The following is a 15,871-nucleotide window of genomic DNA, read 5'->3' on the forward strand; positions in this document are numbered from 1 at the left end:
CGCTCCGCGAATCATAAATGGAACCGGTTCCATTTGAAAGTGTTTTGACGCAACTCATTGGGTCGAAAAATGCAACAATCGCAACGCTTCAGATGCGGGGGCGTAAAGATGAGGAAAATTGCGGGCTGACGGCCGGCGCATTCGTGCGGTGCAAGGCCACTCGACGCCGGCCGTGCAGCGGCAATACGCGGAGCAGCGCCCGCCCGACGTGCTCTATCACGGCACCGCCACGCGCTTTCTCGACGCCATTCGCGAACAGGGGCTGAAGGCCGGCGCGCGCCATCACGTTCATCTGTCCCGGGACGTGACGACGGCCATCGCGGTCGGCACGCGCTACGGCAAGCCGGTGGTGCTGGCGATCGACGCGCAGCGCATGCACGCGCGCGGCTTCAGGTTCTTCGTGGCCGAGAACGACGTGTGGCTCACCGACGCGGGCCTGCCGAGTTCCTGTCGCCGCTCGACACGCCCGCCGCCTGAACCGCCTGCGCGGCCGCGCGCCGCGTCATGCCGGATGAACGCCGCTGCCGCACCGCGGCAGACTGCACGCGCCGCAACGGTCAGCGCATCCAGAACATCGATGCGATCGACAGCGACAACGCCGCGCACAGCGGCGAATAGCACAGCGTATCCATCCGGGCGAACCGTGATCCGCGAATGTGCTTGAAGAAACCCACGTAGCGGAAGTCGCCGATCGCCCGCACCGCGAAGATCAGTGCGAGCGCAACGGTCGCGAACGCGACCGCGCTCGCATGCGGGCTCGCCCCCAGCCAGCCGGCCCGCGCGGCGATCACCCCGGCGCCGGCGAGCAGCGCCGCCGCCACCGCGAACGTGCCGGCGGCACTCGGCCGCAGCACCGGCTCGCCGTCGAGTTCGGGAATCGCCGCCCCCTTGCCCACTCGGCCGCCGCATGCCCAATAGACGTGGATCAGCGCGATCGCGCACAACGTCGGCACGATGAAATACGCAGCGGTCATGGTGAATCCGTCTCCTTGTATCCGGGTGATTCGCCGGCCCTCGATCCGGCGCGCGGTGCGCATGCCGCGAAGCGTATGACGATACCGAAATCGCGCGCGCCGCGCATTGCGGCGTCCGGTCGCGGGCCCGGCCATGGCCGACGCCGCTTCGCACCGGCCTTCCGCCGCGGCCGCGCGCCATGATCGACACCCGGCCATGCGCGAGCCTTCCGCTGCGCAGCAGCAAAAACCGCTCGCTGCGTTGCCGGCCTCCGCGCCGCTGCGTTCATGCGCGCCCGCCGCTTGACTTCCATCCATGCGCTACTACCCTTTTATTCCAGGACTGCAGTCGAGGGATGAACGCGAAACCGCTCACACCTCCCTGCCGGAGGAACCGTTCAATGAATGAAGCCCTCGAACGCCGCGCGCTGCTGCTGCATCTCGGCAGCGTGATGCGTACGCTCAGTTGCCTGCTCGAAAGCGAACGCGACGACGCCGCCATCGGTGCGCTGATCGAGACGCGGCCGATGCTTGCCGACCTGCCGCTGCTCGAACACGTGTTCGATCACATGACGGTGCGCGAATTCGCGAGCGCCGTGCTGCACGCGTTCTGCCTGTGGCCGCAGTTGCTGCTCGATGCGCAGCTCGATCGCGACGCGCTCGCCGCGCCGGTCTGCGCGAAGCTGTTCGCCGGCAATCCGCGCGGCTGGGCACGCTATGCCGAGTCGCTCGCGGCCGACGTGCCATGGTTCGGCGCGGGCATCCAGCCCGCGGAACCGCGCCCCGAGCACGCGGCGCCGGCGGAACGGGCGGACCCGATCGCGAAGACCGCATAAGGCCGCCGCGACAGGACACGCCGACGCGCACGCATCGCCGTGCGCGCGGACGAACACGGCCGCCCGCCCGGGCCGCCGCGGAACACAGATAACGAAGGCCCGTGGAGGTGACCCATGCTGATCGGAGTGCCGAAGGAGATCAAGAACCACGAATACCGCGTCGGGCTCACGCCGGCCGGCACCCGCGAACTGACCCGTCATGGGCATCGGGTCCTGGTGCAGCGCAACGCAGGCACGGCGATCGGGCTGTACGACGAACACTATGCGGCGGCCGGCGCGACGCTGTGCGACAGCGCGGCCGACGTGTTCGCGCAGGCCGACATGATCATCAAGGTCAAGGAGCCTCAGCCGGCCGAATGCGCGATGCTGCGGCGCGGCCAGATCCTCTATACGTACCTGCATCTCGCGCCCGATCCGGAACAGGCGGCGGCGCTCGTCAAGTCCGGCGCGGTGTGCATCGCATACGAGACCGTGACCGGCCCCGGCGGCGGCCTGCCGCTGCTCGCGCCGATGAGCGAGGTCGCCGGACGCATGTCGATCCAGGTCGCGGCAACCCATCTCGAGAGCCCGCGCGGCGGGATGGGCCTGCTCATGGCGGGCGTGCCCGGCGTGCCGGCCGCACACGTCGTCGTGCTCGGCGCGGGCGTGGTCGGCACGGGCGCGCTGCAGATGGCGGTCGGCATGGGCGCGCGGGTCACGGTGCTCGACAACAACGTCGGCCGCCTGCGGCAGCTCGACCTGGTGTTCGGCAACCGGATCGCGACGGTCTGCTCGAACGCGCAGACGATCGAGGAATCGGTGTGCGACGCGGACGTCGTGATCGGCGCCGTGCTCGTGCCGGGCGCCTCGGCGCCGCGGCTCGTGACGCGCGACATGATCGCGCGGATGCGCGCCGGCGCGGTGGTGGTCGATGTCGCGATCGACCAGGGCGGCTGCTTCGAGACGTCGCATGCGACCACGCATGCGAAGCCGACCTACGTGGTCGACGGCGTCGTCCACTATTGCGTCGCGAACATGCCCGGCGCGGTTGCGCGCACGTCGACGTTCGCGCTCGTCAACGCGACGATCGGCCATGCGCTCGCGCTCGCCGACAAGGGCTGGAAACACGCGATGGCCGACGATGCGCACCTGCGCGCCGGCCTGAACGTGTGCGACGGACAGATCACCTACGAAGCGGTTGCCCGCGCGCTCGGGCTGCCTTATGTGCCCGCGGAGGGCATGCTGGTGTGACCCCGGCCCGCGCGTGGGCGCCCCGGACGCGCGCCGTCACGCAGCGCCGTCGTCCATCCGCTTCACGAGCGCCGCCAGCCCCGCCGATATGTCGACGGCAACCGGCTCCGCCGCCGTCAGCGCACGCGTGCGCCCGGGCAGCGTCGCGAGCTGGCTGGCCGCATGCGCGCGGCTTGCGTCGAGCGACGGCGACGCGAGCCGCGCCCCGTCGATCATGACCGGCTGCAGCAGCGCGACGCCCGGCTGCGCGTCGCCGTCCAGCGCCAGGCAGTCGGCGTCGATCCGCCCATTCGCGGCGAGCCGCCGGAACACCTGCTTGCGGCCCGGCCACGTCGCCTTGCCTTCCGAGCGCTTGCGGCGCGGCACGCCTGCGTATTCGACGAGCTTGTACGCGCAGTCGAGCGACGGCGCATCGGACGACGTGTTCATCCGCGTGCCGATGCCGAAGCCGTCGATCGGCGCGCCGCGCGCCAGCAAGTCCTGCAGCCCGTATTCGTCGAGGTTGCCGCTCGCGAAGATCGTCACCTTCGCGAGACCGCCGCGGTCGAGAATCTCGCGCACGCGCCGCGCGTGCATCACGAGATCGCCGCTGTCGAGACGCACGCCCTTGATCGCGATCCCCTCCGGCGCCAGCATGCGCGCGGTCGCCACGACCGTCTGCGCGGCCTGCTCCACGTCGTAGGTATCGATCAGCAGCACCGCGTTGTCCGGCTGCGAGCGCGCGAAATGCGCGAACGCCTGCGCCTCGTCGCCGTGCGCCTGCACATACGAATGCGCCATCGTGCCGAACGTCGGAATGCCGTACGCGATTCCGGCCAGCACCGTCGCCGTTCCGGAAAAGCCTGCCAGGTAGCTCGCCCGTGCGGACAGCAGGCCCGCCTCCGCGCCGTGCGCACGGCGCAGCCCGAAATCGACGAGCAGGCTCCCGGGCGCCGCGAGCACCGAGCGCGCCGCCTTGCTGGCCGCGAGCGTCGCGTAGTGCAGCAGGTTCATCACGCGGCTTTCGACGAGCTGCGCCTCGCGCAGCGGCGCGGTGATCCGCAGCAGCGGCTCGTCGGCGAAGCACACCGTGCCTTCGGGCATCGCGTGCACCGTGCCGGTGAACCGCCAGTCCGCGAGCGACGCGAGAAAGTCGGCGCGAAAGCGCCCGGTCCGCGCGAGACCCGCGAGGTCGGCGTCGGTGAAGCGCGCCCGCTCCAGGTAGTCGAGCACGGGCGCGAGCCCCGCCGCCATCAGGAAGTTGCGCTGCGGCGGCAGCGCGCGCACGAAGAACTCGAAGCTCGCGACGTCGTTCATCGCGGCGTCGAAGTACGCCTGCAACATCGTGAGTTCGTAGAGATCGGTCAGCAGCACGCTGTCGCCGTCAGCCATCAGCCCCCCTTCGCGCGACGCGGCGCCGATGCGCGGCCCGCGCCCATCGTGCGCGCGAGCAGCGGCCGCAACTGCGCGAGCGTGCGCGTGTTGAGCACGTCGGCCCGCGTCAGCCAGCCGCGCCGCGCCTGATCGACGCCCAGCCCGAGATCGTCCAGCTCGTCGGCGCGCTGCGCGTCCGAGCCGATCGACACCAGCACGCCGGCGCGTGCGGCCTCGCGGCACCAGATGTCCGCGAGGTCGAGCCGCTGCGGCTGCGCATCGAGTTCGAGGAAGCAGCCCCGCGCGTGCGCATGCTCGATCACGCGCGGCACGTCGAGGTCGCACCCGTCGGTCTCGCCGAGCACGCGGCCGGTCGGATGCGCGAGGATCGTGAAATGCGGATGGTCCATCGCGCGCAGCACGCGGCTGGTCTGCGCGGCGCGCGGCAAGTCGAGCGCGTCGCGCACCACGCCGACGACGAGATCGAGCCGGCCGAGCATGTCGTCCGGCACGTCGAGGCTGCCGTCTTCGAGAATCCCGGCTTCGACGCCCTTCAGCAGCACGAAATCGTCGTACGACGCGTTGACGCGGTCGATGTCGTCGAGCCGCCGCGCGAGCCGCTCGCCGTCGCCGCCGCGCGAGCCGGGCCGTGGCGCCGGATCGGTGATCGCCAGATACGAGAGCCCGCGCGCGCGCGCGGCCTCCGCCATCGCCCGCAAGCCGTCCTGGCCGTCCTGGCCGTCCTTGCCGTCCGATGGGCCTGCATGCGCATGCAGGTCGCCGCGCAATTGCCCGCGCTCGACCAGCGCCGGCAGGCGGCCGACGCGCGACGCATCGATCTCGCCGCGATCCTCGCGCAGCTCGGGCGGCACCCAGCGCAGCCCGATCGATTCGTAGACCGATGCTTCGGTCGAACCGGCGATCCGTTCGTCGTCGCGGAACACGCCGTACTCGTTGATCTTCAGGCCGCCTGCCTGCGCGATGCGGCGCAGCGCGATGTTGTGCGCCTTCGACCCCGTGAAGTAGACGAGTGCCGCGCCGAATGCGTCCGCTTCTACGACGCGCAGGTCGACCTGGATGCCGCTGTGCAACACGACGCTCGAACGCGTCGCGCCGCTCGCGAGCACGCGCTCGACTTCCTCGTAGCCGACGAATGCGTCGGTGACCGCGGCCGGATCGCGTGTGGTGACGAGGATGTCGAGGTCGCCGACGGTCTCGCGCCGGCGCCGGAAGCTGCCGGCCGGCACCGTGTCGCCGACGCCCGGCACTGCGCGCAGGCGTTCGAGCAGCGGCGTCAGGCACTGTTCGGCGAACGGCAGCAGGAAACGCTGCTGCGCGTGAGTGAGGCGCGCGTCGATCGCTTCGAGCAGGTGCGCTTCGGATTTCGCGCCGAAGCCCGGCAATTCGCGCACGCGTCCGGTTTTCGCTGCGGCCTTCAGTTGTTCGAGCGTATCGACATGCAGCCCTTCATGCAGCGCCTTCACGCGTTTCGCGCCGAGCCCCGGCACGTCGAGCAGCTCGACGACCGCGGCCGGCAGCGCATGGCGCAGCGTCTGCTGCAGCTCGCAGGTGCCTGTCGCGGCGATCTCGCGCAGCTTCGACGCGAGGTCGGCGCCGATCGACGGAATCCGGCCAAGGTCGTCGCCGTGCGCGAGCATCGTCGGGATGTCGCGGCCATAGTCGGCGATCGTGCGCGCGGCGTTGCGGTACGCACGCACCCGGAACGGATTGGCACCCTGGATTTCGAGCATGTCGGCAATCTCGGCGAAGACCGCCGCACACTCGGCATTGTGGATCGACATGATCGGCGCGGCTCCTTCCACGTGGATCGCGCCGCGCGCCATGCGGCGGCGCCTGCCCGCCCGGCGCGATGGCGACCAGCGCCGGGCGGCCCGATCCCATCCTACGCCCGCGGCGCCGTCCGTGCAGAAGGCCGGCCGAACGCACGTGCGCTGACCGTTGTCGGCGTGCACCGGCCCGCGACATGCAACGGTCGTGCCGGAACGCGGGCGGCGACGCCCGCCGGCCGACGGCGCGACGATCGGTCCGCACGGCGTCCGGCACGACACCTTCAGTATGGACCGCGGCAGCGCGATTGCATTACCGGGATCGATTCGTGCGCCTCGCCGTCACGCCGCGTCGCGATCGGCCAGCGCCTTGATCGCGGCCGCATGGCCGCGCGCCTGCAGCTCGGCGATCGTCGTGGCGGAAAAATCGTAGTCGGTGACGAACGACACCGGCCCGGTGCGCTGCAGCGCGATCCGCTCGACGCGGATCGGCGCGCGGTTGCCCATCAGCCGGATGTAGAGCGGCATTTGCCGGATCGCGCTGGCGGCCGGCTCATCGACGTGCGTCATGATGTTGCCGACGAGATCGCTGAAGTCGTTCGCGTACTCCTCGAAACGCAGGTCGCTGCGCACGCGGTCCATGTAGCTGATCTCCTCGCGCCGCAGCATCACCTCGACGAGGTTTTCCGGCATCCGCTTGCTGCCGCTGAACAGGTCGACGATGAAGATCCGCCCGCCGATCCGGCCGCAGCGCTCGACGATCAGGTCGAGCGGCGAATTGCTGACGATGCCGCCGTCCCAGTACGCATGCCCGTCGAGCTTCGTCCACGGGATGCCAGGCGGCAGGCTGCCGCTCGCCAGCAGATGCTCGGGCGTCAGCCGGTCGACGTAGCTGTCGAAAATGCGCGGCTCGCCGCTCTTCACGTCGACCGCGCTGATCAAGAGGCGCGTCGGGCTCGAACCGAGCCCAGCGAAATCAACATACTTTTCGATCAGCTTCACGATCGGACGCGCGTCGTACAGGCTCGTCCCGCGGCCGTAGAGCCAGTCGAGGCCGCTCAGCGGATTCCACCAGCGCGGCTCAAGGAAATTGGGCACCCCGAACCACAACACGTAGGCTGACACCAGCATCTGGTGCCAGCGCGGGTCGCCCGTCGACGGCAGCGGAATCGCCAGCTCGCGCCAGAACGCGTCGAGCGCGCGCGACGGCGCCTTCGGATGGCTCGCGATGATCGCGCCGTTGAACGCGCCGATCGACACGGCCGACACCACGTCCGGCCGGATGCCGTGCTCGTCGAGCGCCCGCACGGCGCCGCATTCGAACGCGCCGAGCGCGCCGCCGCCCTGCAGGATCAGCAGCGTCTGCACCGGCAGCCGGTCGAGCTGGAAACGGACATCCTGCAGGCGCACACGCTCCGCCTTCAGGTCGAGCCGCATCGAGATCGCATCGGCCAGCGACGCGATGCTCGCGGGCGGCTGCCCGACCGCGAACGCGGCGCACAGCGCGTCGCCCTTCAGGTACAGCAGCGCATACGGGCCGTCGCCGAGCGTGCCGCGCTCGATCGTCTCCGTCGCGCCGCGCAGGTCGCCGAGAAAGTTGTAGGTCAGGCCGAACACGTCGCCGAAGAAGATCGACACGTCGCGATACGGCACCGGCCGCCCGGCCATGTTGTGCGCGGCGATCCTGCCCTGCCGCATCGCGTTGTCCCAGTGCTCGATGCGGCGCCGCGCGCCGAACACCGGATCGGGAAAATTCGCGACGTCCCCCGCCGCGTAGATGTGCGGATCGGCGCTGCGCAGGAACGCGTCGACTTCGATGCCGTCGCCGATCGGCAGGCCGCTGTCCGCGAGAAAATCGCAGTTCGGCGTCACGCCGATCGCAATGAGCGCGAGGTCGCACGGCAAGGTCGCGCCGTCGCTCGTCAGCGCCGCTTCGACGCGGCCTTCGCCGATCAGCGCGCGCAACTCGCAGCCGGTTCGCACCGCGATGCCGCGCGCCGCGCAGCACGCCGCGAAGAAGCGCGACAGCACGGGCGCCTGCAGCATCGGCATCACGTCCGGCTCGCGCTCGATCAGCGTCACGTGCACGCCGCGCGCCTGCAGCGTCGCGGCGACCTCGACGCCGATGAAGCCCGCGCCCAGGATCACGACCCGCTGCGCGCGCTCGGCTTCGCGTCGCAGCGCCAGCATATCGGCCAGCGTATGCAGGCAATGCACGCCGCCGAGCTCGAGGCCCGGCAGCGACGGCAAACACGGCGACGTGCCGGTCGCGATCAGCAGCTTTCCGTAGTGGAATTCGCCCTGTGTATCGGTGCGCACGATGCGCGCATGCCGATCGACGTGCGTCGCGCGCGCGCCGAGCAGCAGCGCGATCCGCTGCTGCTCGTAGAACACCGCGTCGTGCAGGATGATGCCGGTCGCGCCATCGCCGACATCCGGCAGTTTCGTGAGCGGCGGACGGCGATACGGCGGCACCGGCTCGCCGCACAGCATCGTGATGGTGGCCGCGTCGTCTTCACGGCGCAGCGTCTGCACGGCCGTCGCGCACGCGACCCCGCCGCCGATCGCCAGATAGCCGACTTCCCGCATCGCGTCCCCCGGTTGCGCCGCCGTGCGCCGGCGCGTGAACGAGGCATGGCGTCAGAGCGACGCGCGTGTGCCCGTCGCGTAGCGCCGTTCGTGCAGCTTCTGGCAATAGGCGCAGCGCTCCGCGGTCGGCCGCGCGAGCAGGCGTTCGTAGTCGACGGGCGCGTCGCAGTCCACGCAATCGCCGTAGCTGCCGTCACGCATCCGCTGCAATGCGCGCGCGACCGCGCGCAACTCCGCCAGCTTCATGCCGATCAGCGCATGATCGACGTCGACGAACAGATCGGCGTTTGCTTCGTCGCCCTCGTCGGGCGCCGCGCCGGCCAGGTCCGCATACGACTCCGACGCGCGCTGGTGCTCGCTCGCGCGAATCTCCGCACGCAGCGTCTGCTCGCTCTCGGTCAACCGTCGATGCAGGGTTTGCCATTCGCGTTCGTCGAGCGCCATCGTCGTTCTCCTTGTTCGGGTTCCGCGTGTCCGCTTCGGCGTCCGATCGCAAGCATCGCCGGACGCTTCCGACGCAGCATAAACCCAATGCGCGGGCGCGTGTTGACCGACCTCACGCGACGCGGGAACGGGCCTCGTTCGCAAAAAGCGGGGACCGACGCGAAATCGTTTCGCATTGGCGTGCTGCGCTGCGTGCGGCAAGCCGCCGGACTTCGCGGCTTGCGCCCTGCACGCCCGTCGACGGATGGCGGGACGTGTCGACGCCGATGCGCGCCAGCAGGCCGCAGCCCTGCGCCGTCAGCGCCGGATGCGGCGCTTCGCCCGGCGCATCGGAAACGAGTTCGACGAACGACTGCGCGACGAGCGCATCGAAATCGGGACTGAAGCAATCGACATGCTGCGGTGCGTACGCGACCAGCAGCAGCGTGGAAAATTCGTGCGGGGTCAGCATCTTGACGAGCTCCTCGTGACGAATGTCGCGCCGCGCCTTCTGGCACGAAAGTGACGGCGCGAACCGTGCTGCGCAGTTTGACGGGAATGATTTCCGCGGAACAGTGAGTGCTTTCCACGACATCGGAATGGCCGACGATATGCTTGTCGCCGCACAGGTTTCACCCCGCATTCGACGATCGCGCTGCATTTCGCAAGTCGTGCATGCGACCGCATCAGGCACGCTAACGTTTGCGCTTTCCGCTCGCACCGTCACGCCATTGCCTGCGGTCCAGTTCGTCGAGACGATCGCCCAGCATCTGCGCCAGCGTTGCCGCCCGGCTGCCCGCACGCACCCGCGCACGGATCGCGTCGAGGCGCGCGCGCCAATACGCGGGGTGCATCACCGAGGTCGCGGCGACCGGCCGGTCGCGGACATCGACGCGGGACAGCTCGTCGATCATCGCCGCGACATGCCGCAGTTCGCGCTCGTCTTCATCGTTGCATGCCATCGTCGGCTCCGGTGCCGACGCGCGAGTTTCGTCGTCGCGCTCGCGCGTCCTTGCCCTTGCAAGTGTAGGAACCTCGTTTGACGGAAGTCTGACCGTCAATCGTCAACCCGATGACAGGCGAAGCGCAATCGTCTGACGCACGGCGGCTTGAGATCGATCAATCCCCTGCATAGAGCTGCGCCGTAGAGTGGGACGAACGGGACAGATCGCTCGCGCGGTTCGTGCGAACGAGCGCGCGAGTGCTTTTTGCGCAGGTCCTTTGCTCGACACGCGGGAGGCAGCCATGGTTTTCGGCGTCATCATCTGGGTCGCGCTCGCGGCCCTCTTTCCGACGATGGTCGTGCCGACGATTCAGCACGCCATTGCGCCGTCCAGCATGCCCGTCGCGCCGGATGCGCAGCCGAAGGAGACTACTCCCGGCGCACCGCATGCCGACGCATCGGCGCCGTCGGGTTGACGGCCCTGCGCATCGTCCGCGCCGGCTTCCGATCTCATTGTCATGGACTGCCAATGAATTGGAATGCGCCCGGCGTTGCGATGCGCCGCCGGACGCTTTAATGCCGAACGGCGTTCATTCGCTGCGGTGCGCGCCTCCGGCGCCTCATGCGCCCCTTCCCGTTCCCGAATCGACGTTGACATGACCGTGCCTGCCCCGATGGCGGCGACGTGACCGCACGCCGCCGGCATCCCGCGGCGAGCGGGATGCGGTTTGCCGTGCCGTCAGTATGTGCGGCGCGCGATCCATCCGCTCGACCGCACAAGCGCGTTCGGGCATAGCACATCGCCGCACCTGCGCGCTGCTGGGGCGCCGTCCGCATGATCGATGCGCCGCTCGACGACTACCGCGCGCGCCATGCGGTCGCGCGCGTCGCCGACGGCCCGACCGGCGGCTCGGGCGACCTCGCGTTCGCCAATGCGGAAGACCGCGCGACCGGCGCACCAAAGCCGTGGCGCACCAGACGGCGCTGCGCACGCTCGTCCAGGACTCGGCGACCGCGCGATACGCCACGTCGCGCCGGTACTTCTTACGCCGCGCGCGACGCCCAACCGGGAACGTTGACTGCTTCTTCGGTGCTGCACACGGCGGCCGCACAAAAAATCGGACGTATCGGTATAAACACCGATGCTGTAGTCAAACTACATTCATACCATTGGTCGCTGCAGAGGATCGCTACACCCGATCCGGCGGCACGCGACCGACCTCGTGCCCGACCGGCCGCGCCTAACCGGCCGTCCCGATCCCCTGCCCGGCCCGGCATGCCGACACGGAAGCCACCCTGCATCGCCGGCCGGAAGCATCCGGTGCGATTCCACCGGACGCGCGCAGCTCCTGACCTCACCCGAACAACCGGCATCACGATCATGGAGACAGCAACATGGGGGCAACTTTCTGGGCAGCCACCGCACTGGCGGCGGCTTTCTGCGGCAGCGCCTGCGCCGGCGCGGCCGATTTCGGCAACGCATCCGACAGCGTCGACACGTTCGCGTCGAGCGCCGCGCACCGGCGCGCGGATGCGCTCGTGCGCAAGATGACGCTCGACGAGAAACTCCGCTTCATTCACTCGCAGTACGAAATGTCGAAGGTGCCCGGCGGCGGCGCCGGCTACATCCAGGGCGTGCCGCGCCTCGGCATCCCCGACCTGAACATGGTCGATTCGGCGACGGGCTCGGGCAGCACGTCGCAGGCGAGCACGACCTTCCCGGCGACGCTCGCCGTCGCCGCGAGCTGGGATCGCCGCCTCGCGTACGACTACGGTGCGCAGGTCGCGATCCAGTTGCGCGCGCAAGGATTCGGGATGGGCCTCGGCGGCGGCACCAACCTCGCGCGCGAGCCGCGCGGCGGCCGGCTGTTCGAGTATCTCGGCGAGGATCCGCTGCTTGCCGGCGAGCTGCTCGCGGAACGCACGCTCGCGACGCAGCGGCACAAGGTCATCGCGACCATCAAGCATTACGCCGGCAACGAGCAGGAACACGGCCGGATGGGCGGCAACAGCCAGATCGACGAGCGCACGCTGCGCGAGCTCTACCTGCTGCCGTTCGAGATCGCCGCGAAACGCGCGCAGCCCGGCAGCGTGATGTGCAGCTACAACCGGCTGAACGGCGACTACGCGTGCGAGAACGCGCACCTGCTGAACGACGTGCTGAAAAACGAATGGGGCTTCCAGGGCCAGGTGCAGTCCGACTGGGGCGCGACGCACAGCACCGCGAAGGCGATCAACGCGGGGCTCGACGAAGAGGAAGACGTCGGGCCGAGCGTGTTCCTCACGCCCGCGGCGGTCAAGCAGGCGATCGCGAACGGCTCGGTGTCGACGGCGCGGCTCGACGACATGGTGCGGCGCAAGCTGTTCGTGATGATCCGCACCGGCGTGATGGACGACCCGCCCAAGGGCGGCGGCGCGATCGACTTCGCGGCCGCCGGCCGGTTCGCGCAGGCGGCCGCCGAACGGTCGATCGTCCTGCTGAAGAACGACGGCAACCAGTTGCCGCTCGCCGCCGCCGCGCTCGCGCGGATCGCGGTGATCGGCGGCCATGCCGATGCGGCAGTGCTGTCGGGCGGCGGCTCCGGCAACACGCGCGACCCGGTCACGGGTTCGTTCGCGGGCTGCGGCGGTCTCGCGTTCGGCGCATCGGCCGGCTGCAGCTGGTGGCGCAACCCTTGGACGAAGGTCGACGTGCCGATCGTCGCGGCGATTCGCGCGCTCGCGCCCGCCGCGCAGGTCACGTTCGCGGGCAACAGCGACCAGCAGGCGCCGTTCCGTGCGTACACGCAGCAGGAGATCGACCAGGCCGCCGCGCTCGCCGCTCGCTCCGACGTCGCGATCGTCGTGGTCGCGCAGCCGGCCGGCGAAGACTTCGGCGACCTGCAGAGCCTCGGCCTCGCGAATCCGTCGAACCAGGACGCGCTCGTCGACGCCGTCGCGCGCGCGAATCCGCATACGGTCGTCGTGGTCCAGAGCGGCAATCCGGTGCTGATGCCGTGGAAGGACCGCGTCGCCGCGATCGTCGAGGCGTGGTACCCGGGCGAAGGCGGCGGCAACGCGATCGCGAACGTGCTGTTCGGCAAGGTCAACCCGTCCGGCAGGCTGCCCGTCACGTTCCCCGCGCGCGACCAGGACACGCCGACCTGGAAAGCGGGCGGCGCATTCGACAACGATCCCGTTTACGCGGAACGGCTGAACATGGGCTATCGCTGGTACGACGCGAACAACATCAAGCCGATGTTCGAGTTCGGCTACGGCCTGTCGTACACGCACTTCTCGTACTCGGGCTTGTCCGTGTCGCGGCAGCGAGACGGCTCGCTCGGCGTGTCGTTCACCGTGCGCAACGACGGGCCAGTGGCCGGCGCGGACGTGCCTCAGGTGTACGTCGGCGTGCCGTACAAGGATGAGCCGCCGCGCCGGCTGGTCGGCTGGGAGAAGATCGACCTGAACCCGGGTGAAGCGCGGCGCGTACGCATCACCGTCCCGCCGCGGATGCAGAGCGTGTGGGACGCCTCGCGCAACGGCTGGCGCTACGTGCCGGGCGGGACGGTGTTCGTCGGCGCGTCGTCGCGCGACATCCGGCTGCAAGGGAGCTGAGCGCCCGACGCAGCGACGCCCGACGTATCGACGCCCGACGCGTTTTCGCGTGCGGTAATACACTTGCGAGGGTTCGCCGCGCGTGCGCGCGCGGCGAACGTCCAACCGGAAAATCGCAAGGAGCATCAGCAATGGAATATGTCAGGCTCGGTTCCACAGGGCTGCAGGTTTCGCGTCTGTGTCTCGGCTGCATGACTTACGGCGTGCCCGAACGGGGCACGCATCCGTGGACGCTCGACGAAGCCGCGAGCCGTCCCTTCATCCGCCAGGCGCTCGACGCCGGCATCAACTTCTTCGACACCGCCAACATGTATTCGGACGGCACGTCCGAAGAGATCGTCGGCCGCGCGCTGCGCGACTTCGCGAAGCGCGACGACGTCGTGATCGCGACCAAGGTGTTCTACCGCATGCGCCCCGGCCCGAATGGCGCGGGCCTGTCGCGCAAGGCCATCCTCACCGAGATCGACCAGAGCCTCAAGCGTCTCGGCACCGATTACGTCGATCTGTACCAGATCCATCGCTGGGACTATCACACGCCGATCGAGGAGACGCTCGAAGCGCTGCACGACGTCGTGAAGGCCGGCAAGGCGCGCTATATCGGCGCGTCGTCGATGCACGCGTGGCAGTTCAGCAAGGCGCTCTACACGTCGAAACTGAACGGCTGGACGCAGTTCGTCAGCATGCAGGATCACCTGAACCTGCTGTATCGCGAGGAAGAGCGCGAGATGCTGCCGCTGTGCGCCGACCAGGGCATCGCGGTGCTGCCGTGGAGCCCGCTCGCGCGCGGCCGGCTCACGCGCGACTGGGATGAGTCGAGCGAGCGGCTGCAGAGCGACGTTTACGGCAAGACGCTTTACGACGCGTATGCCGACAGCGATCGCGCGGTCGTCGAAGCCGTCGCGACGATCGCGCGTGCGCGCAACGTGCCGCGCGCGCAGGTGGCGCTCGCGTGGCTGCTGCAGAAGTCCGGGGTGACCGCGCCGATCATCGGGGCGTCGAAGGCCCGGCATCTCGATGACGCGGTCGCGGCGCTGTCGCTCGAACTGAGCGCCGAGGAACTCGCGGCGCTCGACGCGCCGTACGTGCCGCACGCGGTCGCGGGGCACGATTAAGCGGCACGCGCGCGCCCGGCGACTGCATCCGATGCCGATGCCGGCCGCGCGCCCGTGACGCCCACCGCGTCGCCGTTCTCCATTTGCGGCAGTTCATCCGATTGCCCTGAGCGCCCCGGTTTTTCCAGCCTGCGTTTTCGTTCTCGTCTGATTGGTCGGGAAAGCGCCAACCGGTATTCTTGCTTTTTCCGATGCGGCTTAGGCGCGGGCGCTCAGCGATGGTCGGTGGGCGCGGCCATATGTTTCATGAGCGAGTTGCAGTTCGAGAACGCTGCCATATGCGGGCGTTGAGCGTCCGCTCCTAAGCCTTGCTTCAACGAAAGCGGTTACGCGTGCGCGCTCCACTGCTTCACATACTCCGGCGTCCCCGTCGGCGCAGCATCGACGACCGGCGCCTGCGGTTGCAACGCCAGCGGCAGTACACCCGCCCATACCGGCAACGACAGGTCGTCTTCGCCGTCCTCCGGTCCGCCCGCGCGGACCTTGCACGCGGCCTCTTCCAGCGGGATGCGCAGCACCGTGGTCGCGGCAAGCTCGTTCGCGTCACCGGGGCGCACCTCGCGTGAACGACCGGGCGCAAGCCGCTCCAGGAACGTATCGAGCACCGCGGCCTTGGCCTCGCCTTCCACTGCGTCGAATGCGCCGTAGATCACGGCCGAGCGATAGTTCATCGAATGCTCGAATGCGGACCGCGCGAGCACCAGTCCGTCCAGATGCGTGATCGTCACGCAAACCTGCGCGCCGTCGGTCGCCAGCTTCAGCATGCGGCTGCCGTTCGAGCCGTGGATGTAAAGATGATCGCCGTCACGCCAGCATGCGGTCGGAATGCAGTGCACGCCGTGTTCGTCGGCGAATGCGACGTGGCACACATACGCCGCGTCGACGATCGCGTGGAGCGTCGCGCGGTCATAGCGGCCGAGTTTGGCGATGCGGCGGATGCGGGTACGCGCGGATGGCGACGTTGTTTCGGTGACGGTCACGGCGGGAATCCTCTCAGGTGTTCGTGAAAGGCGCCACGATAGGGCAAGCGTGGCTCCGATTGTAGACC

The 15,871-nt window shown here is 69.3% G+C and carries 14 protein-coding genes; 6 read left to right on the forward strand and 8 right to left on the reverse strand.

Features of this window, described 5'->3' with window-relative positions:
• The first annotated feature begins 172 nt into the window (after nt 1-172).
• Nucleotides 173-664: an RNA 2'-phosphotransferase gene (locus tag HWX31_RS34800; protein ID WP_244143641.1), complete on the forward strand. Its 492-nt coding sequence runs from the start codon at nt 173-175 to the stop codon at nt 662-664.
• Here the strand turns inward: HWX31_RS34800 and HWX31_RS00105 are convergent.
• On the reverse strand, nt 558-974 hold the full coding sequence (locus HWX31_RS00105) for a DUF3995 domain-containing protein (RefSeq protein ID WP_059527288.1): 417 nt from the start codon (nt 972-974) through the stop codon (nt 558-560). The two genes, HWX31_RS34800 and HWX31_RS00105, sit on opposite strands and share 107 nt — an antisense overlap.
• Nucleotides 975-1,354: 380 nt before the next feature.
• On the opposite strand from HWX31_RS00105, the gene HWX31_RS00110 reads away from it, so the two are divergent.
• Nucleotides 1,355-1,789, forward strand: a complete 435-nt coding sequence (locus HWX31_RS00110) for a hypothetical protein (RefSeq protein WP_174965558.1) — start codon at nt 1,355-1,357, stop codon at nt 1,787-1,789.
• A gap of 114 nt (nt 1,790-1,903) precedes the next feature.
• The gene (gene ald / locus HWX31_RS00115; RefSeq protein WP_174965557.1) at nt 1,904-3,019 is read left to right on the forward strand and encodes an alanine dehydrogenase; all 1,116 of its coding nucleotides are present in this window, start codon (nt 1,904-1,906) and stop codon (nt 3,017-3,019) included.
• 36 nt (nt 3,020-3,055) lie between these two features.
• Here ald and HWX31_RS00120 read toward each other — a convergent pair whose 3' ends face one another.
• From HWX31_RS00120 to HWX31_RS00145, 6 genes are all read right to left on the reverse strand, one after another.
• Nucleotides 3,056-4,390, reverse strand: a complete 1,335-nt coding sequence (locus HWX31_RS00120) for a nicotinate phosphoribosyltransferase (RefSeq protein ID WP_174965556.1) — start codon at nt 4,388-4,390, stop codon at nt 3,056-3,058.
• Nucleotides 4,390-6,174: a DNA polymerase/3'-5' exonuclease PolX gene (gene polX, locus HWX31_RS00125; protein WP_174965555.1), complete on the reverse strand. Its 1,785-nt coding sequence runs from the start codon at nt 6,172-6,174 to the stop codon at nt 4,390-4,392. The genes HWX31_RS00120 and polX overlap by 1 nt, the downstream gene beginning before the upstream one ends.
• A 327-nt stretch (nt 6,175-6,501) precedes the next feature.
• Complete coding sequence (locus tag HWX31_RS00130; protein WP_174965554.1) at nt 6,502-8,748, reverse strand: FAD-dependent oxidoreductase; 2,247 nt, start codon at nt 8,746-8,748, stop codon at nt 6,502-6,504.
• A 51-nt stretch (nt 8,749-8,799) separates the two neighbouring features.
• The gene (locus tag HWX31_RS00135) at nt 8,800-9,192 is read right to left on the reverse strand and encodes a TraR/DksA family transcriptional regulator (RefSeq protein WP_174965553.1); all 393 of its coding nucleotides are present in this window, start codon (nt 9,190-9,192) and stop codon (nt 8,800-8,802) included.
• Nucleotides 9,193-9,304: 112 nt separating this feature from the next.
• Nucleotides 9,305-9,832: a hypothetical protein gene (locus HWX31_RS34805; RefSeq protein ID WP_244143601.1), complete on the reverse strand. Its 528-nt coding sequence runs from the start codon at nt 9,830-9,832 to the stop codon at nt 9,305-9,307.
• Between the two features lie 34 nt (nt 9,833-9,866).
• The gene (locus HWX31_RS00145) at nt 9,867-10,133 is read right to left on the reverse strand and encodes a hypothetical protein (protein WP_174965552.1); all 267 of its coding nucleotides are present in this window, start codon (nt 10,131-10,133) and stop codon (nt 9,867-9,869) included.
• 283 nt (nt 10,134-10,416) lie between these two features.
• On the opposite strand from HWX31_RS00145, the gene HWX31_RS00150 reads away from it, so the two are divergent.
• The 3 genes from HWX31_RS00150 (at nt 10,417) to HWX31_RS00160 (ending at nt 14,823) form a co-directional block, all read left to right on the forward strand.
• On the forward strand, nt 10,417-10,590 hold the full coding sequence (locus tag HWX31_RS00150; RefSeq protein WP_174965551.1) for a hypothetical protein: 174 nt from the start codon (nt 10,417-10,419) through the stop codon (nt 10,588-10,590).
• A 919-nt stretch (nt 10,591-11,509) separates the two neighbouring features.
• The gene (locus HWX31_RS00155; protein ID WP_174965550.1) at nt 11,510-13,711 is read left to right on the forward strand and encodes a glycoside hydrolase family 3 C-terminal domain-containing protein; all 2,202 of its coding nucleotides are present in this window, start codon (nt 11,510-11,512) and stop codon (nt 13,709-13,711) included.
• Between the two features lie 131 nt (nt 13,712-13,842).
• Nucleotides 13,843-14,823: an aldo/keto reductase gene (locus tag HWX31_RS00160; protein ID WP_059660295.1), complete on the forward strand. Its 981-nt coding sequence runs from the start codon at nt 13,843-13,845 to the stop codon at nt 14,821-14,823.
• A gap of 326 nt (nt 14,824-15,149) precedes the next feature.
• Here the strand turns inward: HWX31_RS00160 and HWX31_RS00165 are convergent, their stop codons facing one another.
• Nucleotides 15,150-15,803 carry a pyridoxamine 5'-phosphate oxidase family protein gene (locus HWX31_RS00165; protein WP_174965576.1) on the reverse strand — a complete coding sequence of 218 codons (654 nt, stop codon included), beginning with the start codon at nt 15,801-15,803 and terminating at the stop codon, nt 15,150-15,152.
• Nucleotides 15,804-15,871: the final 68 nt, after the last annotated feature.

This window comes from Burkholderia ubonensis (genome assembly GCF_902833085.1).
Lineage (GTDB): Bacteria > Pseudomonadota > Gammaproteobacteria > Burkholderiales > Burkholderiaceae > Burkholderia > Burkholderia ubonensis.